Here is a 20,833-nt window from a genome sequence, read left to right on the forward strand (position 1 = left end):
ACGTATGAAGGTACCTGCGGCTCGAATGACCGAAGACATTGATCTCGCGATTGCCGTGGATTCTTGGGATAACTTCGAGGAACTAAAGACAGCGTTCCCTTCTTCTTCTGGGGCCTGGCAGGAAATCTGTGTAGGTGGTATCCGGGTCGATGTGGTGCCGTTCGGCACCATCGAGAAGCCTCCGGGTAAAATCGCTCCGGTTGATGGATTTGTGCTCAACGTTGCGGGTATGCAACAGGTTTTTACTGCTGCTGAGCCGTACCAACTAGACAGCGAGACGGAGATCCTGCTCCCGACTGTTCCGGGACTTGGCGCCATGAAGCTGCACTCGTGGCTTGACCGGAGGGAAAAAGGGATCAGTAAAGACGCCGCAGATGTAGCACTGATCTTCACTTGGTTAGAGGATGACGAAGTTATTCTTTGGAGAGAATACCTGGAGGTCGGGCCGTCGGAATTCGAAGGTGAACCAGAGGTCATGGCTGCCTTCCTACTAGGAAACCAAGTCGGCAGATTATTGGGAACCGAGCAAGGTTGCCTGCTCTTGAAAAGGTTTGAAGTAGCAGATGAAGAAGTTCTTGAGCTGCTAGCTCAAGAACTTGGGACCCTTGAAGGGTCGTCTCTGGGAAAGAAGATAAGGATGCGACAAGTAGAAGCGATGGTAGAAGGGCTACGAAGCGCAGTCAAAGAATGACCGACCCCCTAGCCCCAGAAACCGAGTACGTTGTGCGCGATACTAGGAGGGCTTCCGATCAATCTCCGCTAGTAGCGGCTTCGTCCGAGGCTAGGCGTTCGTCCCAGAAGTGCTTCCCTGCCTCCCGGGCATGCCCATTCCGCCGCCCATGCCTCCGGGGCCCATCATGGACTGCGTCGCCTCACCGGCGGTGACGGAGGTGTCTGTGCCGTTGACGCTCACGGTGTAGGACTTGCCGTTGGTGATCTTCGAGGAGGAGAACTGCACCAGCCCGAAGTCCTTGGTGGCCGTGAACTCGGCGATCGTGTTGCCGGAGGAGTCCTTGACGGTGATGGTGTCGCCCGCGCTGCCGGGGGCGGCGGCGGAGATCCAGCCCTGGCCGTCGGTGCTGGTCGGGTCGGCGGCCATGCCGTTGGAGCCTACGCCGATGAGCGTGCCGCCGGTGATCGTGTAGTCGCCCGCGTAGTCGATGGTGCCGTTGCCGCCGTTGGTCGGGCCCCAGACGGTGACGGTGCCGCCGCTGATGGACAGGTCGCCGTTGGAGTCGAGGCCGTCGCCGCCCGCGTTGACGGTGACCGTGCCGCCGGTGATGTTAACCTGCTCGCCGGTGGACTGGTCGCCGCCGCCCATGCCGCCGCCGGGGCCGCCCTGCGGCATCTGCGAGCCGTCGGAAGGCATCTGCATGCCGGTCGGCGGGGTCATACCCTGCTGATCCTGCTGGCCCTGCTGCCCGGCTGCACCGGGATCGGTGCTGGTGGTGTCGTCGGTCGACTCCTCCGAGGAGGCGGCGAGGCCGTCCTCGACGGTGGTGGAGCCGGAGCCGTTGACGCCGTCGTCGGTGGAGGTGACCTCGACCTGGCCGTCGGAGATCGTGATGAGGCCGCCCTCCAGGCCCTCGTTGGACTTGGTGACGTTGACGTTGGCGCCGTCGAGGACGAGCGCGACCTCGGCGTGGACGCCGTCGTCGGAGGTGGCAGCGGTGATGTCGCCGCCGGTCAGGCGGGCAGCGCCCTTGGAGTGGATCGCGTCGTCGGCGGAGGAGATGTTGATGGTGCCGCCCTCGATGATGACGTAGGTGTCGGCCTTGATGCCCTTGGCGGAGGTCTCCGTCTTGGAGGCGTCCGAGCCGCCGCCGGCGTTGAGGTCAAGGCTGCCGCCGGTGACGATGACGTCGGTGTAGCCGTAGACGGCGTCGCCGGTGGAGGTGACCTTGATGGTGCCGCCGGAGATGTCGACGTAGCCCTTGGTCTCGTCGTCGTCCTTGTCGGACTTGATGCCGTCGCCGCCGGCCTCGACCGTGACGGTGCCGTCCTTGATCACGAGGGCGTCGTTGCCCTGGATACCGTCGTCGGAGGCCTTGACGTTGATGGTGCCGGACTCGATGACGAGGTCGTCAGAGGAGGTGATGCCGTCGGCGTCGGAGGTGACGTTCAGCGTGCCGGATCCCATGAGCGTGAGGTCGGAGGAGGCGGTGATGGCGCCGGTGGAGTTGGTGCCCGTCGTGGAGATGGCAACGTCGTCTGCGGCGGTGACGGTAATCGTTCCGCTGACGGTGGCGTTGTCGAGGATCAGCGCGACCTGGGCGCCGTCGGCGTTGATCGTCACGGAATTGTAGTCGCCGCTGAGCTTGTACACGCCGCCCGAGGTGATCTCCACGTTCTTGTCGGTCACGGTGGTGGCGTCCGACTCGTTCCACTCGGTGTAGGCCGAGGCGTCGGAGTTGTCGGCGAGCGCCTGCTCGGCGGTCGGCGGGTTGGTCGTGTCGTGGCTGCCGGAGGTCGACGCCGACTGGCTCACCGAGGTTGAAGTCGAGGAGATGGAATCGGTGCCGGTGGAGCATGCGCCGAGAGCCAAGGTGGTGGCGAGGAGCGCTGCGGAGAGGGTCCTTTTCAGGTTCATGGGAGTTAGGGAGGTCCTTGCGTTTGTGCTTTTTGCTTATCGACGCCCACCGCTTCGCGGTGGGGTACTACGTGGGAAAGGTTTAGTCGTGGAAGTACTCGTTGAGGACGCGATTCCAGCGATTGTGGGGGAGCGAAGGATCAAGGGCAGCCATGCCGGTGCCGAACTTGGAGATCTTCGCCGGCCGGTGGCCGGAGGCCCACAGGAGCCGGTCGATCTGGCTTGGCTGCGCGCCGGACTTGGTCTCGACGATGACCATGTTGGGGCGCTCGATGTAGCCCTGGCGGCTAGCCCAGTCGAGCTCGGTGTCCACGGTGGCGCGGCCGGAGCCGTCGGCCATGAGCAAGGTGATGCGGTTGTAGGTGCCCCACATGGAGGCCTCGAGCCGCTCGCTGATGCCTTCGGGTTGCCCGGCCTTGACCAGCTCGTGCTCCAGCCAGTCGCGGATGCTGTTGTCGAGCTCGCCCGTACTGGCCAGCTCAGGCGCATAGGGGATGCGCTGCTTCACGGTCACCCCGCGCGGCCCCTTGGCCTTGACCTCGAGGAAGGAGGTGTCGGAATCGACATAGGTGCGGGTGCGGACCTTGAACTTGCGGCGGCGCTTGTGGGCCGCCAGGTAAAAGCTGCGGTGGTCGTCGGTGTCGAAGTAGATGGAGCGGTAGGGCTGTGGGGCCTTGCCGTTGATCTTGAGCACCTTGGTGTGCGGATCCAGCCCGCCGAGCGCCTGTGCAAGATCCTGCCGGTGCAGGACGTACTTGCGGTCGATGCGAGTGAGCATGGCGGCCTCTGCGACGAGGTCATCGAGGCTAATCGGTTCGAGGTTGACGTAAAAATCCATGGCGTTGCGGTGGCGGACGGACAATTGGCGGACGGGGGTGCTCATTTGGGGCTCCTAGTGAGTAAGCGAGTTGATGGATTCGCGCTGCGGGTTTTCCTGGACGACGGGGGCCTCGGGGTCACGGTGGAGGCTGACCTCGACGAGCGTGAGGTCGTTGACAAGGTCGAGCTTGATCACCTTGACCGACTCGACGTGCGCACCGGTCAGATCCTCGAGCTCGCGGCGCAGCTCGTGCGGCTCAGCGATGGCCCGGTCGAGCTGGATGGTGGAGCGCTCGACGCCACGGCGGGCGATGAGGTCGGTGTCGGCAATCGCGATGATCACCAGCGGGAGCGCGATCATCACGAGGTCGAGGATCGTGACGGAGCTGGTCATGCCGGCGATGAGACCGATAGCGAGCGAGGTGAAATAGTAGGCAACCTCGCGCTGGCTGATCTCCGAGGAGCGCAGGCGGATGATGGACAGGACACCGAAAAGGCCGAGTCCGAGTCCGGCGCCGACGGTGGAGGTTGCAAGCACCGACGTGACGGCGAGGACGCCGATGTTGACGCCGAGGAAGGCGACGGCGAGATCGGAACGTCGGTGCCTAGGGAAGTAGATGCCAAAAGTCAGGATGGCGATGGCAACGAGATCGACGGCGATCATCGGAAAGGTGGCGTTCATGGTGGGGCCTTTCGGGGATAGGGGCGACGTATTCGAAGTGAGAAGACGAAGTTTCGTGTGTCTCTCACCGGCGTTGGAATCAACTATCGCGAGCGAACCTGTGGAGGCCCTAGAAAAACCTAGCGAGGAGCGTCGGAAGTGGCGCAAAACTAATGCAATCTGAAGCCACGTTTTCAATAAAACAGACATATTCCCAGTTCGGAGGTGAATACTGGGTGTCCTTTCCATGAATATCGGATACGCCGCCGTAGGCGTCGGCAAGCGAAAACCGCTAGCGCTTGCGCAAAACCGCAAGGAGAACAAGACCCGCGACCAGCGCCCACATCGCCTGGCTGACGCCGAAAAAGGAGACGCCGGACGCGGCGACGACGAAGGTGCCCACGACCGGCAGGCGCGCCGATTCGTCCTTCCAAGCGCCCGCAACGGACGAGCCGAACGTGCCCAGCAGCGCGAGGTCGGCGACCGCCGCGATGACGCCCGCGGGCGCGACCGTGGCCACCGCTACCACCGCCGCGCAGGTCACGGCGAGCACCACGTAGGACGCGCCGGAGAACAGCGCCGCTAGGTAGCGCTTCTCCTTGGAGACCCCCGTCTCGGGCGCTGCCGCCAGCGCCGCAGAGATCGCCGCGAGGTTGACCGACAGGCCGCCGCCTGCGGCCGCGAGGGCCGAGCCCAACCCCGTGACCAGCATCGATGCGCGCCAGTTCGCGTCATAACCGTAGGCCTTGAGTACCGCCAGGCCCGGCAGGTTTTGCGAGGCCATCGTGACGATGAACAGCGGCAGCGCCACGCCGATGATCCCCGCCACGCTAAACCGTGGGGAGACCAGCTCGAGGTGCGGCAGCAGCTGAGCGGCGTCGATGCCGCGGGTCTGCGCGCCGATGACCACGACGGCAATCCCGAAGGCCGCGGGCACCGCCCACTGCGGGAAGTACCGCATGCCCGCGACCCACACCACGACGACCGGCGCGACCGGCCTCGGGTTCACCTTGAGGCCCGTGACCACCTGCGCGCACAGGGGGAGCAGCACGCCCGCGAGCATCGCCTGGGCGATGGAGGCGGGGATGTGTGCCACGAGGTCGGCCAGCGGCCGCCGCAGGCCCGAGGCGACGATGAGCGCCGCGCAGACGAGGAAGGCACTCACGGCCTCGCCGAAGCTGCCAGCCGCCGCGCCCACGCCGCCGAGCAGGGCCGCGCCGGGTGTGGACCACGCCGCGGTGGTGGGGATGCGGGTGCGCCACGCGAGGACGAGCGTGCTCAGCCCTACCGCGAGGCACAGGAGAGTTAGCCCGCCGGCGGCCTGGCCGGGGGTCGCGCCCACCGCCTAGAGCCCGGTGAGCACGATCGTGAACGAGGAGCAAAAGCCCACGAGCGTGGTGATGAGTCCTGCGGCGGCGGCGCGTGTCATGGCTGTTACCTTTCGATTCTTCCTGAGTGAAAGGTATCACGTTACCTATCGGGCAATAGGTGACGAGGTAAGGCGTAATGGACTCATTGTTGAGGAAACGAAAGCCAGTTTCTTTTGATTTTCTAGAAGGCTCTCAGCAGCCCCATGGGTACCTGACTGGAGACAGTCTGGCGCCTAGTGGCCGTCAGTGACCGTATCAGCCACTTTTCGGCCGCGTGACCACCCGAAGAATCTATTTCCTCGCCCTAGCGCTCATCGCGGGCGCTGCTGCAGCGCGCAGGAAGAAGTAGGGTTTTGCCCTTGCTTTCCGACGCCAAGGCCACGAGCCTTACGCCGGAAAGCTAGCGCTTGGTGGCGAGCGTCGTCACGCCGAGCGTCGCGAGGATCGCGACGATGAGCGCGGTGGCCAGCCAGCCGATCTGTTGCGCGGCGCTGACGGTGTTCTCCACCTTCGGCGCCGCCGTGACCGGCGCGGCCTGCGTCGACGAGGGCGCGGGTGGCGCGGGAACCGGGGCTGGGCTAGACGTCAGCGACGTAGCGGGCTCGGACGAGGCGGTCGGTGCCGCCGTGCTGCTGGGGGCCGGCACGGCGGTCGAGGACTCGCTCGCGCCCAACAGATCCGCGCAGTCCTCGACGGCAGCGTTGAAGTCGGCGGCGAAGTAGTCGATCTCGTCCGCCTCGAGCAGCCCCTCGAAGTAGGCGCGTGCCGCCTGGGTGTGCACATACTCGGCCGCGATGGAGGCCGCCGACTGCTTCTTCGCAGCGAGGTTCATGAGATCCGCGTTCGTGATTGACAGCGGCTTGTCGTAGAAGCCGGTCATGCCCGCGTAGATCGCCGCGCGCAGCATGGTCTCCGCCTCGCCCGAGTCAAAGCCCGCCGAAGCGGTGGCCTTGTCTATAGCCGCCTGCGAGTTGGTCGGGATTGGCTGGGTCGGGCTTTCCTTGGTGGCGGTGGCCAGCTCGTTGAACTGCTGGGCGGCCTGCGGGAAGTCGCTGACTAGGGCGGCCAGCACGCGGTCGCCGTGGCCGGAGGAGTTCCACGAGGATCGGTCGGCGGTGATGTAGCACTGCAGTTGGCCGGTGCCGTCGTCCTCGAGGCTCGCGGTCGCTGCTTGTGCGAGTGCCGCCGCGGCCAGCGCCGCGGCGGCAACAACCCCCAAGAGAGCGATTCGTGTGCGCATGGTGACCTCCTCGCGGCCGAGACGGGTTCTTACTGCCACTCTAACCCCTTAAGATGGCTGGCCGTAGGCGTCGGAAAGCGAACTGCAATCGGGAAACGCAAAAATCCCCTTGACCTGTAAAAGTCAAGGGGACGAACTGCGGAGGATGTGGGATTTGAACCCAAATCAGCCCCAGGCCAGCTAGGTGTACATGTCGGTTTAGCTGGTCTTTTACCTATTTTCAATCACGTGGAATAAGCCGGAATTTTGTCCCATTGTGTCCAAAACGTGTCCAAAAAACACCACCCGCACCGGCACTATTCCCATGAACAAGTCCCCAACTTGAAAACTCCACTTGGCTACAACCCCCACTACCACCACACCACGTAGGCACCCCTGGTGGCCTCTAGAAACGTCTCAATGCCTCCCGCTGGCACAATCACCCACCCATGGGGAGAGAGAGAAGTTGACGGGCGCCAAGCAGGGAGGGGTCATCTACCCTACCCCTCTAAGATTTTTAGGGGTACCTAAGGTGGGTGGTGTGGTGGTGAATCTTCATTATGATTGCACGCAATTAGAAGTTATGTTGTGTCATAAAACACGTGTGACCTCCCGCTATGTGGCGAGAGGTCAACTTGTGTGGTGGTTATCTTACCCAGCCTCGAACTTCTGGATTGCCTTCTACTTCGTCTTCGAAGCTCGGGTCATGTTCGTAGCCGATCTCAAGCCGGGGTATTTCCTGCGCCCGGTTGAGTGCTACGAGGGTGCGCTGCTTGTCCAAAAGGTAGGACTGAATCCATTTTTCACGCAATCCTGGGGTGGCGCGTGAGAGGCGGATTGCCTGGTCAACTACTTGTTCCGCTTCCAAGCGGCCGGTCTGCTTCTTAGCACGCAAACCGATCTCGAGTGGTTCCTGCATTTGCTCCCACACGTCCTGGTCGACAACGACGTCGCCGGGGGCGGTGACCGCGCTGGAGAGTTGGGTTGCCCTGTTGGGTGTGGGGGACTTGAGGGTTACCGCGCTCCTCATTTGCTCCCACATGTAGGCGTCAATGTGGGTGGCGCCTAAGGCTAGGGCGTTAGCTACCTCACCTTCTTGGTCTGTGCTGGCAGGGTCGAGTAGTTCGGTGATCTTCGCAACGAGTTCGTCGGTGGTGGCTGTTTCAGCGTCCAGGCCGGTGATGGAACACAGGGTGTCCCACTGGTCGGGGCTTAGGGTGTAGCCGTCTTGTGTTGGGGTGTCGGTGGTGGGTTGGTCGATGGGGGTGGCGGCCATGTGGACGACAGTGCGCCCGTTGCGCCTGTTAAGTAGACCCATGGTGTTTCTCCTGTCAGTATGCGAGGGATACGAGGGCGTCGGTGCCTGCGTCGGCGTTGTTTGCGGCGTAGCCAACGATCGCGGCCTGGTCGACTGCTTTCGTGAGGCGGCCTGAAGTGATCGGAGACTAGGTTTTACCCTAGGAGGACGATCAGCATCATGGCACGACCCAGTCAGTACGACGCAGCTACGCAGGACCGCGCGGTGCGCATGTACTTCGAGCGCCTCGAGGAAGGCGACATCTCCAAGGCCGGCGCCCGCCGGGAGATCGGCGAGTTGCTCGGCGTGAAGGAATCGACGCTGCGCAACTGGATCCGCAGGCACGAGCAGCAGTCGCAGGCCCCGGAGCCCGGTTCCCTGTCCTACGAGCAACTCCAGGCCGCTTACGACGAGCAGGCCAAGGAAGTGGCCAAGCTGCGTCGGGCCAATGAGATCTTGAAGACGGCGTCGGCTTTTTTCGCCCAGGCGGAGCTCGACCGCAAACTTCGGTAATCGTGGACTTCATCCGCACCTACCGCCACCGCTTCGGAGTCGAGCCAATCTGCGAAACACTCACCGCCCATGGCATCGCGATTGCCCCAAGCACCTTTTACGCCCACCAGGCCCGCGGGTTCGGCCCTTCGGACGCCGAGTTGGATCAGGCCTATGCCGCTCACCGCATCTACCGGCTATGGGAGGCCAACCGCAAGGTCTACGGCCGCCGTAAACTCTGGAAGGCCGCTGTCCGCGACGGCATGAGCATCGGTCGTGACCAGGTCGAACGGCTGATGAAGATCACCGGCATCCGCGGTGTCTCACGCGGGATGCACCGTAAGAAAACGACGGTGGCCAACCCCGCTCACCGCCGGCACCCGGACCGGATCAACCGCAGATGGACGTACCCGTCGCACCCGGATCAGTGGTGGATCGCGGACTTCACCTACGTGTGGACCCGCCAGGGCTTTTGTTACGTCGCCTTCATCGTCGACGCCTATTCGCGGATGATCCTCGGCTGGGTGGTCACCACGGTCATGGACACCCGGATGGTGCTCATGGCCCTGGAACACGCCCTGTTTTCCCGCCGGCGCACCCGCATGGACTTCACCTCCACCGGCATCGTCCACCACTCGGACGCGGGAGCCCAGTACACCTCGCTGGCGTTCACGGACGCGCTGACAGAGGCCGGGTTGCAGGGCTCGATCGGCTCGGCCGGTGACGCCTTGGATAACGCGATGATGGAGTCGACGATCGGGCTCTACAAGACTGAGCTCATCGACTTCGACCCTGCACGGACATGGAGGGATGCCCAGGAGGTCGAAACGGAAACGGCCTCGTGGGTCTACTGGTATAATCACCAGCGTCTGCATTCGTCGATCGGTGACGTTCCCCCGATCGAATACGAGCAGGACTACGAGGAATTCAACATCATCAGAAGAGCCCAGTAAGGCTTTTACCCGTAGTCTCCGAAAAACTCAGGCCGATTCATTCGTTGCTTTACCTGCTGTGCCTACGGCGATGGGGTCACCTGCTACCAGTTGGGTTTCTGCTGTCACTGTGACGATACGACCGGCGCCCCTGGCTACACCTACCAGTGTGTTTGTGTCGGCGTCGTACTTGGCTACCCCAGCGGTGGGCTTACCGGCGGTGGCGGTGGTGACGGTGATTAGGTCACGGGTCATTGCCCCGGCGTAACCGAGAAACGTTTTACCGGTGACAGCGGTGGCGGTCACGGCGGTAAGGTCGGTTCCTGGGTTGAAGCGGTCGAGCATTTGGTTTGTGTACATGTGAGGTTCCCCTTATTCTGCGATTCCGGAAATCTTGGCGATGGCGGCGGGCATGGTGACACCGATCACGGGCATGGCGTAGCCTTGCACCCACGTCTGTCGGTGATGTTCGTCACGCCAGGTGGTGATGGTTAGTGGTTCCTCGTAGCGCACGAAACCGGCTTTACCTGGGTCAACGAGGTAGGCGGCGTCTGCGTCAACATAGTTGGAGGTCAACAGTTCCAGACCTAGGTCGGTGAGCATGGGGGCAAGGTCAGCGCCGTAGATCATGCGAAGGGTTGCCTTCGTGAGCGGGTTAACAATCGCATTCTGGTAGGTGATACCTAGGTCTTTGACCTCTGCAAGTGCGATGGCGTCGGCGAGGTTGGTTAGGGGGCGCTGGGCTGGTGGGGTCACTGCAACGGGGTCGGCGAGGACTACCTGGCTCCAGGGCAAGGTGGCCACGACCTGGATAGCGTGGGCTTCGGCGGCCTTGATGGTTTCCATTGCCCGCTGGTTGAGTTTGCGGGTAATCGTGTTCGCCAAGGTTTGAACGTCGTTGTCGAAATCAACGGCCTGGTTGCGGCGGCGCGCCTCGTCCGAAACGGCGAACTTGCCACCGTAATCTTCGACTTTTGCCAGCTTGGCCTCGGGCTTTTCGCGGTAGACGACCGCGTACTCGTCGCCGGGTTGCCGCTGCGTCACATCGTTTTGGGTGTAAAAGTTCTTTTCGGTGATTTCCGAGTAGATCACGGCGCCACCCTCAACTGGTTGCGCGTCGCTTGCGAAAACCGCGTCGATCAACAGGTTCTTTGAGGCGACTTCGGCGACGCGCTCTTCGATGGTGGTTGGATTGTTCAGCGCCTGCTCAATGGTGATTACACCCTTATTGAGGTCGGCGGCTCCAGGGTAAAAGCCCATGGTTTACTCCTCTCCTTCGTTGGTGGTTGTGGTTTCATGTTCGGCCTGGGCGGTGATGTAGCCCAGTGTCCAGGCGGCGAGGAATGCTAGATTCTCGTAGGCGGGGACGTGGCCGTTAATGCCAGGCACCTTAGCTAGGGTGTGGGCGACTGGGCTGTCGCCGGGGTTGAGCTTCCGGTCAATGGGGAGTTGGCTCATGGTTTCCATGAAGCCGTGTTCAATGATTTGTGTCACAGTTTTAGCTCCTTTCCAGGAGGTCTTGGAGGGATTGAAGGTCGGTGACCGCTGGCCACGTTTCGCCAAGCAGGGCTAGGCCGGTGAGTGCACACCGGTAGGTGCGCCCCTGGTCACGAAGTCCGAAGTGAAGTTCGACACTGCGTTGCGGGTAGGCGTTGACAATGTGGTCAGCCAGCCACCCGGGTAGGTTCTCGAGGTCACCAACGAGGGATTGCCCCCGGTTAGCTAGGCGAAGGTTGGTGACCTGCCCAAGGTTGGGTGACCCGTCGAACTGGCTGCCAGGGTTGAACCTGGGGTCTTGGTGCCCCAGTTTGATGGTTGGTGGTGGTAGGTGCTTGGAGGCGGCGACGATTGCTGCGAGGTCGGCGGTGGTGTAGCGGCGTCTGCCACCTACCGCACCTTGCCACACACCAGTGGTGAGCAGTTCGACGCCCTCAATGACGCTGCGATCAGTGGCGATAGTCGCGGAAGGTTTCGACATCGCTGCGGTCGAACCACCACTTGCCTTGCTGTTTCCAGCCGGGGAGGCGTTGTCTGCCCGCGAGGGTGCGGACGTTTCGAGTGGAACAACCCAGAATCTTTGCTGCGCTGGTGGCGTCGATCTGCTCATATTCAAGATTGTCTTCTTCGGCCTGGGGTGGGGGTTCCGGATTTCCGCAAATGGAAACAATTTCTCCGGCGAGCTTCATAATTCCAGGGTTGACCCGTTGCCCACGCCCTTTGCAAAAGTCCGCAAGGGCGAAGACTGTTTTGGCCAGGCGCCGGGCGTCGGCATAGGTCAAGGTCACGCCATGGCCCGGTAGGTGTGTGACGTTCACGCACCGCCTCCTTCTATCTGGTCGGCGATCTGGTTAATGAAGGCAATGGCGCGTCCTAGCTGCATTTCAATCCTGGTGCCATCGTCGAGGTGAAGAACAAGACGGCGGCCGGTGCTAGTGCCTGTCTGCACTTCTGTAGCGATGTGGGTTGTTACCCATTTCCGGTAGGGGGTGCATATGCGTGCGCGGATAAGTTGACTCATGGCGAAGGCTCCTTAAGGGCGGAAATATTTTTCGTTTCGGTAGATCAGTGCCCCGTCTTCAACGAGGGCGGCAAGAATGGTGCGCACCGTGTCCTGGTCGGCTGTTTTGGTGGGCACGCAACCGAGTAGCACTCTCTCGCTAAGCCCAACTTCGGTGCTGGTTGAGTCAACGAGGGCGTGCTTGACTTCTTCTTCCCGTGGGTGCGGAATGGGGGATACTGTGGGGGTAGTTGGGGTGTTGGTTTCCCAGCCATTGTGTTGGTTGTGGGGGTGGCCTCCAGTTGTGCCACTGCCTTTTTCACCGTCTCCGGTTGTGCCACTGTGTTTTTGCAGGTCAGTCCCAGTCGTGCCAGTCGTGCCAGTCGTGCCATGTGTAAGGGTTGCGACGGTTGTGCCACCAGTTGTGCCACATTCCTGGGGTGTGGCATAACTGGAAAAATCAAGCGTTTTTTGGGCTTGTTTTTGCAGGTCAGTTCCAGTCGTGCCAGTCGTGCCACTAGTGTGATTCCTGTGGCTATCTAGTGGCACGACTGTAGCGGGGGTAGGAAGTGCCCATGTAGCTACACGTGGAAACCCAGAAACGGACGAAACGCCACCTAGTTTCTTGAACGCACGAGCAAGGCTACGTTCGGCAATCCCTACCTTCTTCGCGGCGGTGACGATCGTCTGCCTAGGGCATGCCCCACGCTCTGTGAGGTAGTCATGAAGCCACAATTCCGTCTCCGTCTTCGACCCTTGTTCTTCGCCACCCTGCCTGTCGAGAAATTCGGTTGCCACCTCGTCGGTGAAATCTCCCCACACGAGCGCCCCAACATTGGTGAGATCACCATCATAAAGTTGCACGGGGCGTGATTCGATATGTGCACGCCTGGAGACAATGCCCGTGGCGAGATTCGCCTTCGTGTTGGACACGATCAGGTTGCCGTCATCGTCAACTGCGGCGGATATCACGCTACGGGCGATCTGTGACCATGCGATCGACCCCAACAGTAGGCGTCCAGTGTCTTTGCCTTCGGCCTTACCGAAGTGAGCCAGCCCCAGCACAGTGATTTTGTGCTTGTCGGCGGCGGCTGCCAGTGGCTCCAGGAACTGTCGAACGTGGTCATCTTTGTAGCCGTCCAACTTGGAGTCCATGGCGGACTTTGCTGCGTCGAGTACAACAAATTCCACGCCCTTTGCCGCTAGCGCCTCGAACAACAGGGTGGTGTCTTGTGGTAGCTTCAGGTGCCCTTCGGTACCTTCTGCTGTTTGCACATCAACGAAAAACAGCCGGTTGAGGTCGGCGCCTGCGGCCTGGAGGCGTGGTTTCACCGTGAAACTACGTGAGTCTTCGGTATTCAGGTAGGCGGCGTTCATGCCCCGGCGGGTAAATTCTGCAACCCACGAACACGCAATTGTTGACTTACCGATACCTTCGCGCCCTGCCAGCAAGGTAAGCATGTTTCGTGGTATCCACTGGTCAACCAACCAGTCGACTTTCTCCGTTTTCACGGAACAAGCTGGGGTTAGCACGATGTGACGGCGCCCCACGGTGGGTTCAACTTCTACGAGTTCGTCGAGGCCATACCCGGCGGCGACATGATCGGAAAAGTCATTGCCCACTTTCGCGGCCATGACCGAGATCGACGCGGGCGGCGTGGACATGGCCTGAAGGTGGTTTTTCACCTTCGCGGCGCGAGTCATGCCCGGTGTGTCAGCGTCCTGGACAATAATGACGTCACGGCCTGCAAGGGGTGCCCAATCAGCCTTACTAGGTGGCGTGCTGGCACCCTGTGCCTGCGACACAGCGGGAACACCTAGCACGTTGACGGCGGTGTTGACGTCCTTCTCACCCTCAACCACGAGCACAGTGGTGTTAGGCCAGCGGTTGAGCGTGTCCTGCCCGTATAGGGCGGTGCCCTTCTTGTTTCCAGCTTGGGTGAAGGTTTTTTTCCCTTCCTTCGTGAAGAACCGGGTGACACTTCGGCCATCTGGGTATGTGTAGGTGGTGCGTGGTTGGTCGTAGAGATCGGCATATGTCAGCCCGAGTGCGTCGAGGACGTCGCCTTTATCAGCGTTGAAAGTGTGAACGAGAATAGAGTCACCGGTGTAGGTGACACTGGTTCCTCGGTCTTCGGCGGAATGGTTGGGTGTTTGGAAACTAGCCCGCTTCCCCCGCTCCAGTTCCTTCCAGATCAACCCGTGGTTTTCTACTGCCTGTCGTAGTCGTTCGTATGAATTTAGACCGTTGCTTGGCAACTCCTTTACCCAGCCTTCCTTTGGTGTGCGACGTTTGACTATTCAGTTGTGCACTATTCAGTTGTTCCCGTTTCCGGTTGTGCGCGCCCTGGACTCGAACCAGGGTGTAGGCCGTTCGCGCTCCCACCTCCCCTATCAGGGGGGCGTCATGTTACTGCTCTTCTTCGGCGCGCAGGTAGGCCGTGATATCGGTCTTCGCAAGCTGCTTCCACGCGGCGTCTGCAATATCGGACGCGAGAGTTTCGACGTCGATATCCTCTTCGTCGAACCAGTCGGTGAAGACTTCGCGGATTGCAGATTCCAACGACTCACTCAAGGTGTAGCCATTGCGGTTGACTGCCCGCGCAAGATCGGGGATTGTGGTTGCACTGTAGATTCGATCGCTCATGAGCGGTCTCCTTTCAGGGTGTGGGTGAATGAAAAAGGTGGTTGGGGGTTACTGGTCGAGGGCGTGGGTTTCAACGATCGCCCAGAACTCTTCCGGTGTAAGCCCCCTGCGAAGGCGATAGCCATAGCTGATTCCCGCACCAACGGTTTCGAGTACTTCGTCGGCGATTGCCTCAACATCGAACGCGTCCTCGTTTGGGGCGATGGTGCCGATGATCTCAACTTCGATCGCCTCACGGCGGGTGCTGTGGACGGCGTTCATGCCGCTACCTGCCCTTCGTCGGCACTTAGGTGCTCAATGGCGTAGGCCAGCAGGATTTGGTCGGCCTGTTCGAGTAGCTGGGTCACTTCGATGGCGTTCATGCTTGGCCACCTCGTTCGCCTGCCCACATGGCGCGCTCTTCCTCAATCCTTTCCACGAGCAAGCGGGTGCCCTCCTCGAAGGTCATGGTGTTGACCAGGGCGGCTACATCGTTGAGGTGCCTGGCGAGGTCACCGTCTAGGGAGTCAGCGCTGGCTACTTGGCCTCGAGAAATGACGCGGGCGAGTTCGTCGAACAGGTCAGCCTCAACGTCGGTGCTGTCGTCATTGCTCCAGGTGGTGAGTCCGAGGCGGTCGAGTTCGGCCTGGTCAATGGCAACCATCGCCGCAACTAGGCGGCTGTAGTCGCGCCCATCACGCTTAGCGGCGATCAGCTGGGTTTTCAGATCGGCGGCGCCGAAGACCTGACCTAGGGTGGCTTCGCGGGCGATACGGTCTTTCGTGTCCTCCCACTCACGCTCTCGGCGCTGTTTCTTAGCTTCGCGCAGGTAGCGGGCGTGTTCAATCTCGCGGCAATCCTGGCAGATGGTGACGGTGATATGGCCAGCGGCGGCGCGTTTAACGTCTTCGTCTGTCAGGGCGAACACTCGAGATCGGCGGGGCATTCGACTTCCGTCTTTCATGACGAACGATTCACCGGTGCTGTTTCGGTGGTCAATGAGGTGTAGACTTACTGGTTGCATGACATTCTCCTTCTCATAGGTGGTGTTTCCCTCGTTGGACGCGGCAACGTCCACGGGGGTTTTCTTCGCTCTTGGCATGGTGGTGTCTCCTTCAGGGTCGGATGGTTTTGTGTGTGACCTGGCACATCATGAGTGCTTCCTCGAGGTAATCGTCCACGTCGGCGCGCTCTAGCGAAGCACCATCACTGTCCAGGTACGCGAGGACGCGGACGGCCTCGTGTGCGTCCGAGAACACGAGCAGGGGTTCACCGAGCACTGAAAGTGCAACCCACTCCTCTTCGACCGCGCCCAAGTAATCGAAACCGGTGGTCACAACCGCGTTGCTTAGCGTGAAAACGTCCTTGATTCGTTGAAGTGTCGCCACGGTGACGCTCCTTAAGCCGCAGGGATTTCGTCAGTACGAGTTTTGATTTGGCTTTCAACCCATTCGTCAACGTCTTGAGGACGGTAAAACACGCGGCGCCCAACCTTGTAGAACTTCGGACCAGTGCCGTCGTAGCGCTTCTGCGCCCAGGTTTGGCGAGTGGTATTTGGAAACCTCTTAATCATGTCGTCTGGGGTGTAGTCCGACATGGGAACCTCCTTATCTCACAGTATCGAGCACCTGTAAACTGTGCCCAAGACAGATATAACCACCACCCACCAAATTTGTCAATATCTAAAATCTTGTAGACTGTGCTTCATGACTAGTCAGCACCCAACCCTTGCCGAAGTAGTCGGGGAAAATGCCCGCAAATTCCGAGGTAGCCACACACTTCAGGAAATAGCCGTCGCGGGAAAAACCTTTGGAATGAGTTGGTCAAGTGGGTCTGTCCAAGCGATCGAGAGAGGAAACTTCAAACCAACAATTGAGACGGTAGCCGCGCTTCTTTTCGCGATCAGCACCGCGACAGGCAACCATGAAATTCGACTTACAGACCTATTTGCGCATGACGGGTCAATAAGAATCAGCGAGAAAATACTTTCCTCGTCCGCACATATTGCCCGCTGGCTTAAGCATGGCACACCCGAAGGAATTGTCGATCGACAAGCCACTTATCCAACTTTGGACGAAGTAATCGCATTGGCGAAACACAGGGCTAAGCGATACGAGGAACTCAACCTACCCCCGATCAGTATTGAGGAATTGGCAAGCCTCGAAAGAAAACCGGCGACCCCAACCGAGGAACGGCTGGCGGGTAAGGAAAACATGGACGTTCTCGAGCTACGCGCTTGGTCACAGTTTCTTTGGCAAACCACCCTTGAAGATCACCGCAACAAATTGTCCGGACAAAATGCAACGCCCCAAAAAAAAGGGCGCGTGACCAGGACACTATTAGACGAAATTCTCAAAGCACGAGCAAAGGAACAACATGTCGGCGATTAAGCGCTACGACGTCAAAGGGGGGCGCGGCTACAAATGGGAAGTACGCTACCGCACCCCAGACCGGAGTACCACCCGGAGACGTGGCTTCTCATCACGCCGCGACGCTCAAAACTTCCTTGACAAACTCAACGCAGAAATGCGAGCAGGGGAATATGTGCGCCCCATCGACGGGCGGGTCACGGTAGGCGAACTTGGAAAAGAATGGCTCAAGAAGAAGCAAGTTTCCGCTGCACCATCACACTACCGGCCACTCGAAAGTGCTTGGCGGCTACACGTGAAACCACGATGGGGAAACACTCCCGTATCAGCTATAACCACCGGGGCAGTCGAAGACTGGATAACTGACCTACAAACCGGCGAGAAAAAAACCAGCGCCACCCACATTTTGCGTCTCGTTGGCGTCCTCCAGGGCGTGCTAGACGACGCCGTGATAAAGAAGTGCCTTCCAAGAAATCCAGCACGCGGCGTGACGAATCTACCGAAAAAGCACGGCAAACGCCACATATACCTAGAGGCCACAGACGTGCGACGCATTGCCAATGCGACCGGCAATTCCACGCATGAAACGATCGTTTATGTGCTTGCTTACGCAGGGCTTAGATGGTCGGAACTCGTGGCATTACAAGTGGGAGACGTCGACTTTGAAAAGCGGCGATTAACAATCTCCAAGAACGCTCCAGAGCGAAACCTACGAGAGACTACCAAATCCGGAAAAATCCGATCTGTTCCTATTCCACAATTCCTAGCCGACATGCTCCAGGAACAGTGCGCAGGTCGAGGAAATGAAGCCCTTGTATTCCCAGGACGCAATGGTTCATTCTTGACGCGCCCCAAAACGGAAACTGGGTGGTTTGAAAAGGCTGTAATCGCGGCTGGAGTTCAGCGAATCACACCACATGACCTAAGGCACACCTGTGCCTCGTTGGCGGTTCATGCGGGGGCAAACGTTCTTGCCCTCCAGCGCATGCTGGGGCATGCGTCGGCTGCAATGACGCTTGACCGCTATGCAGACCTTCTAGATAGCGATCTTGATAGCGTAGCGGAGGCTCTCAATACTGTTCATTCTCGGACAAATGTGTCCAAAACGTGTCCAAAAGACACCACTGAGGAAAAGTAAAACCCTCTGACCTGCAAAAAGTCAGAGGGTTTGTTGCGGAGGATGTGGGATTTGAACCCACGAGGGTCGTGAAACCCGCACGCGTTCCAGGCGTGTGACATAGGCCGCTAGTCGAATCCTCCAGCGTTCACAGGTGTTCACCTGCGTACTCGGAACACAATACACAAGCGCCACAAAAAACTGCAAATCGCGCCTTGAGTGCGCGTTTTTGCATGTCATGCTGCTTTTGCTTGTCGACGACTAAAGCTATGACCGCTGCTACATCGCGGGGTGAAAACGGTGACGTACCACACTGGCTATTGACCTCGATAGGGCAGTGATTCAAAGTCGACTCAAGCGCTTACCCCACGAGGTAGGCCCTGGATTGTAACCCCGTTCGAATCGGGGGCAAGACCTGAGAAACGAGTCGACGATGTCGGCCCGTGGCTCGGGTCTTTTTGCATTTCTAGGGCCTGACCTCCTTGTTTGTTCAATTACAACGGCACACAAACTCGGAAGGAGCCATCACGATGGCTACCAAAACCAACTACGCCCCGCTGGCGGAGGACGTCATCGCCGCGTTCGGCGGCGCGGACAACATCGCCTCGTTCACTCACTGCGCGACCCGACTCCGCTTCAAGGTCAAGGACGCCTCCAAGGCGGACCTGAAGAAGGCCGAGAAGGTCGACGGCGTCATCACCGCGCTTGCCGCCGGCGGCCAGCATCAGGTTGTCATCGGCAACGACGTGCCTTTCGCCTACGAGGCCGTCGCGGCGCTGCCCGGCATGGCCCACAAGGGATCCATGGATGACGGCGGCGAGGCCGCCGACGACGAGCCGGGGGAGAAGGACGGCAACCTTTTCAACCGCTTCGTCGCGATGATCTCCGCGATCTTTAGCCCGATCCTGTGGCGCCTGGCCCAACCGCAAGCTGGTCGACTTCTACGTCCGCTACGCCACCACCGTCTTCGAACGCTACACGGATCGCGTGATGTACTGGCTCACCTTCAACGAAGTCAACTCCATCCTCCACGAGCCGTTCCTGGGCGGTGCCATCGAGAAGACCCGCGAGGAGATCACCGAGCAGGAGCTCTACCAGGCCATCCACCACATCATGGTCGCCTCGGCGCGCGCGACCAAGGAGGGCAAGGCCATCAACCCGGACTTCCAGATCGGCTGCATGGTCATCGCCATCCCGCGCTACCCGCTCACCCCGAAGCCAGAGGACGCCTTCAAGGCGCTGCGTGAGACCCAGCTCGACGCGCTCTTCGGCGACATCCACCTCCGTGGAGCGTACCCGAACGTGCTGCTGCGCGAGCTGCGCGAGCACGGCGTCGAGCTGGAGATCACCGACCAGGACCTCGAGGACCTGAAGAACACCGTCGACTTCGTGTCTTTCTCCTACTACATGTCCGTCGCCGAGAGCACCGACCCGAGCGCGGAAACCGGCCACGGGAACATCATGGGCGGCGTCGTCAACCCGGAGGTCAAGCAGTCCGAGTGGGGCTGGGGCATCGATCCCATCGGCCTGCGCTACGCCCTCAACATCATGTGGGATCGGTGGCAGAAGCCCCTGTTCATTGTGGAAAACGGCCTTGGTGCCGTCGACAAGCCTGTCGATGGAACCGTTCACGATGACTACCGCATCGCCTACATGAACGACCACTTGGTGCAGGTCGAGGAGGCCATCAAGGACGGCATCCCGATCATGGGTTACACCTCGTGGGGCTGCATCGACCTGGTCTCCGCGTCGACGGCCGAGATCAAGAAGCGCTACGGTTTCATCTACGTCGATCTCAACTCCGACGGCACCGGCTCGCTGGAGCGCTACCGGAAGGACTCCTTCTTCTGGTACAAGGAGATTATCGCCACCAATGGCGCATCGCTGAAGCGCTAAGCCAACCGTCCCATCCGCGAAGAAAGGAAGCACCTCGTGAAGGTCCTCCGCGTTCTCAATGACGACGTGGTGCTCTCCACCCGTCCGGATGGGGCGGAGGTCGTGCTCACCGGCTGGGGCGTCGGTTTCAAGATGAAGCCGGGGCAGCTTGTCGACGAAACCAAGGTGACGCAGGTCTTCGTCCCCGAAAACAGCCGCGACGTGGACAACATGGCCCAGCTGCTCGCCGCGATCGACCCTGACTACCTCGAGCTCGTGGGCACGCTGCTGGCCAAGCACAAGGACGCCTTCGACGAGGAGTTCGGCTCGCCGACCACCTCCAAGTCGCCGTCAAGCGCAACGGCATCGACCCAGATCTCAGCGCGCGGCCGAACCCGCTCGAGGCCGAGGTGCGCAACCTCTACCCAGAGGAGTACCGCATTGTCGCGGAGATGCTGGGCGCGACCAACTCGTGGTTGGTGAGGCGGGACACGCCGCCGCTGCCGGACTCTGAGGCCACCGCCATCGCGCTGCACCTCGTCAACGCCGGTTTCCGCACAGAGGACCTCGCCGAGACCTACAAGATGACGGGCCTGTTCAGCCAGCTTTTCGACGTCATCGACTCCGCCCTCGGCATCACCATCGACCGACACTCCGTCAACGCCGCCCGGTTCATCACCCACATGCGCTACTTCTTCGTGCGTGTGAACCGGCACAAGCAGTTCGACGAGGGCATGTCGGTGCTGCGCTCGAGTCTCGAGATTTCCCACCCGGAGGCGGTGATGTGTGCCCACCGCCTCAAGAGCGTGCTCGAGCTGCGGCTGGAGACCGAGCTGCTCGACGACGAGGTGGCCTACCTCGCCCTGCACGTCGCGCGGCTGGCCAGCGAGGTAGAACGGTAGGGGCCGAGTAGTAGGGGAGCGCCGTGCCCTTAGCCTTTGGGGTTTTCCCGAACATGGGTTAGTCTTT

24 protein-coding genes, 1 tRNA gene, 2 pseudogenes and 1 other annotated feature are annotated in these 20,833 nt (G+C 60.4%); of the genes and pseudogenes, 8 read left to right on the forward strand and 19 right to left on the reverse strand.

The window, feature by feature from the left end; genetic code table 11:
- The first annotated feature begins 25 nt into the window (after positions 1-25).
- Complete coding sequence (locus tag PAB09_RS01080) at positions 26-691, forward strand: nucleotidyl transferase AbiEii/AbiGii toxin family protein (protein WP_271034274.1); 666 nt, start codon at positions 26-28, stop codon at positions 689-691.
- Between the two features lie 90 nt (positions 692-781).
- On the opposite strand, the gene PAB09_RS01085 is transcribed toward PAB09_RS01080, so the two are convergent.
- The 6 genes from PAB09_RS01085 to PAB09_RS01110 form a co-directional block, all read right to left on the reverse strand.
- Positions 782-2,590, reverse strand: coding sequence for a carbohydrate-binding domain-containing protein (locus tag PAB09_RS01085; protein WP_271034275.1), 1,809 nt, complete (start codon positions 2,588-2,590; stop codon positions 782-784).
- An 82-nt stretch (positions 2,591-2,672) separates the two neighbouring features.
- Positions 2,673-3,473, reverse strand: coding sequence for a polyphosphate polymerase domain-containing protein (locus PAB09_RS01090; protein WP_271034276.1), 801 nt, complete (start codon positions 3,471-3,473; stop codon positions 2,673-2,675).
- 9 nt (positions 3,474-3,482) lie between these two features.
- Positions 3,483-4,091, reverse strand: a complete 609-nt coding sequence (locus PAB09_RS01095; protein WP_271034277.1) for a DUF4956 domain-containing protein — start codon at positions 4,089-4,091, stop codon at positions 3,483-3,485.
- A 271-nt stretch (positions 4,092-4,362) separates the two neighbouring features.
- Complete coding sequence (locus PAB09_RS01100; protein ID WP_333780175.1) at positions 4,363-5,412, reverse strand: benzoate/H(+) symporter BenE family transporter; 1,050 nt, start codon at positions 5,410-5,412, stop codon at positions 4,363-4,365.
- Positions 5,413-5,840: 428 nt separating this feature from the next.
- On the reverse strand, positions 5,841-6,719 hold the full coding sequence (locus PAB09_RS01105; protein WP_271034278.1) for a hypothetical protein: 879 nt from the start codon (positions 6,717-6,719) through the stop codon (positions 5,841-5,843).
- Between the two features lie 586 nt (positions 6,720-7,305).
- A complete protein-coding gene (locus PAB09_RS01110) occupies positions 7,306-7,977 on the reverse strand; it encodes a hypothetical protein (protein ID WP_271034279.1) in 672 nt (223 codons plus the stop codon).
- 159 nt (positions 7,978-8,136) lie between these two features.
- Here PAB09_RS01110 and PAB09_RS01115 point away from each other — a divergent pair.
- Positions 8,137-9,401 (forward strand): IS3 family transposase gene (locus PAB09_RS01115; protein WP_271034280.1). Its coding sequence is split into 2 segments (ribosomal slippage): positions 8,137-8,428 and positions 8,428-9,401, totalling 1,266 coding nucleotides; the frame shifts between segments, so codons are not numbered across the junction.
- Positions 8,427-8,558 (forward strand) — a sequence feature (AL1L pseudoknot). (Overlaps the previous gene by 132 nt.)
- A 27-nt stretch (positions 9,402-9,428) precedes the next feature.
- Here the strand turns inward: PAB09_RS01115 and PAB09_RS01120 are convergent.
- The 12 genes from PAB09_RS01120 to PAB09_RS01175 form a co-directional block, all read right to left on the reverse strand.
- Positions 9,429-9,740, reverse strand: a complete 312-nt coding sequence (locus tag PAB09_RS01120) for a hypothetical protein (protein WP_271034281.1) — start codon at positions 9,738-9,740, stop codon at positions 9,429-9,431.
- Positions 9,741-9,752: 12 nt separating this feature from the next.
- Positions 9,753-10,640: a major capsid protein gene (locus tag PAB09_RS01125; RefSeq protein WP_271034282.1), complete on the reverse strand. Its 888-nt coding sequence runs from the start codon at positions 10,638-10,640 to the stop codon at positions 9,753-9,755.
- Positions 10,641-10,643: 3 nt separating this feature from the next.
- Positions 10,644-10,874: a hypothetical protein gene (locus PAB09_RS01130; protein ID WP_271033396.1), complete on the reverse strand. Its 231-nt coding sequence runs from the start codon at positions 10,872-10,874 to the stop codon at positions 10,644-10,646.
- A gap of 4 nt (positions 10,875-10,878) precedes the next feature.
- Entirely contained in the window at positions 10,879-11,358 is a 480-nt protein-coding gene (locus PAB09_RS01135; protein ID WP_271034283.1) for a hypothetical protein, read from the reverse strand.
- Positions 11,327-11,695, reverse strand: coding sequence for a helix-turn-helix domain-containing protein (locus tag PAB09_RS01140; protein ID WP_271034284.1), 369 nt, complete (start codon positions 11,693-11,695; stop codon positions 11,327-11,329). Before PAB09_RS01140 ends, PAB09_RS01135 begins: the two co-directional genes overlap by 32 nt.
- Positions 11,692-11,898, reverse strand: a complete 207-nt coding sequence (locus tag PAB09_RS01145) for a hypothetical protein (RefSeq protein ID WP_271033399.1) — start codon at positions 11,896-11,898, stop codon at positions 11,692-11,694. Before PAB09_RS01145 ends, PAB09_RS01140 begins: the two co-directional genes overlap by 4 nt.
- 12 nt (positions 11,899-11,910) lie before the next feature.
- Complete coding sequence (locus PAB09_RS01150; RefSeq protein WP_271034285.1) at positions 11,911-14,076, reverse strand: AAA family ATPase; 2,166 nt, start codon at positions 14,074-14,076, stop codon at positions 11,911-11,913.
- Between the two features lie 211 nt (positions 14,077-14,287).
- Complete coding sequence (locus tag PAB09_RS01155) at positions 14,288-14,524, reverse strand: hypothetical protein (protein ID WP_271034286.1); 237 nt, start codon at positions 14,522-14,524, stop codon at positions 14,288-14,290.
- Positions 14,525-14,572: 48 nt separating this feature from the next.
- Entirely contained in the window at positions 14,573-14,785 is a 213-nt protein-coding gene (locus tag PAB09_RS01160) for a hypothetical protein (RefSeq protein WP_271034287.1), read from the reverse strand.
- A 97-nt stretch (positions 14,786-14,882) separates the two neighbouring features.
- Positions 14,883-15,605, reverse strand: coding sequence for a hypothetical protein (locus PAB09_RS01165; RefSeq protein WP_271034288.1), 723 nt, complete (start codon positions 15,603-15,605; stop codon positions 14,883-14,885).
- Between the two features lie 13 nt (positions 15,606-15,618).
- Positions 15,619-15,891, reverse strand: a complete 273-nt coding sequence (locus tag PAB09_RS01170; protein ID WP_271034289.1) for a hypothetical protein — start codon at positions 15,889-15,891, stop codon at positions 15,619-15,621.
- Positions 15,892-15,902: 11 nt separating this feature from the next.
- Positions 15,903-16,100: a helix-turn-helix transcriptional regulator gene (locus PAB09_RS01175; protein WP_271034290.1), complete on the reverse strand. Its 198-nt coding sequence runs from the start codon at positions 16,098-16,100 to the stop codon at positions 15,903-15,905.
- Between the two features lie 109 nt (positions 16,101-16,209).
- Here PAB09_RS01175 and PAB09_RS01180 point away from each other — a divergent pair, with 109 nt between their 5' ends.
- Positions 16,210-16,893, forward strand: coding sequence for a hypothetical protein (locus PAB09_RS01180; protein WP_271034291.1), 684 nt, complete (start codon positions 16,210-16,212; stop codon positions 16,891-16,893).
- On the forward strand, positions 16,880-18,010 hold the full coding sequence (locus PAB09_RS01185; protein ID WP_271034292.1) for a tyrosine-type recombinase/integrase: 1,131 nt from the start codon (positions 16,880-16,882) through the stop codon (positions 18,008-18,010). The genes PAB09_RS01180 and PAB09_RS01185 overlap by 14 nt, the downstream gene beginning before the upstream one ends.
- A 36-nt stretch (positions 18,011-18,046) precedes the next feature.
- Here PAB09_RS01185 and PAB09_RS01190 read toward each other — a convergent pair.
- Positions 18,047-18,132, reverse strand: a tRNA-Ser gene (locus PAB09_RS01190).
- 387 nt (positions 18,133-18,519) lie between these two features.
- Here PAB09_RS01190 and PAB09_RS01195 point away from each other — a divergent pair.
- The 4 genes and pseudogenes from PAB09_RS01195 to PAB09_RS01210 form a co-directional block, all read left to right on the forward strand.
- Positions 18,520-18,609, forward strand: a pseudogene (locus tag PAB09_RS01195) (PTS transporter subunit EIIB); the annotation flags it as partial.
- A gap of 262 nt (positions 18,610-18,871) precedes the next feature.
- Positions 18,872-19,885 (forward strand): annotated as a pseudogene (locus PAB09_RS01200) (glycoside hydrolase family 1 protein); the annotation flags it as partial.
- A 36-nt stretch (positions 19,886-19,921) separates the two neighbouring features.
- A complete protein-coding gene (locus PAB09_RS01205) occupies positions 19,922-20,347 on the forward strand; it encodes a CAT RNA binding domain-containing protein (protein ID WP_271034293.1) in 426 nt (141 codons plus the stop codon).
- A complete protein-coding gene (locus PAB09_RS01210) occupies positions 20,230-20,766 on the forward strand; it encodes a PRD domain-containing protein (RefSeq protein WP_271035229.1) in 537 nt (178 codons plus the stop codon). Before PAB09_RS01205 ends, PAB09_RS01210 begins: the two co-directional genes overlap by 118 nt.
- Positions 20,767-20,833 lie beyond the last annotated feature (67 nt).

The organism is Corynebacterium sp. SCR221107, from assembly GCF_027886475.1.
Taxonomy (GTDB): domain Bacteria; phylum Actinomycetota; class Actinomycetes; order Mycobacteriales; family Mycobacteriaceae; genus Corynebacterium.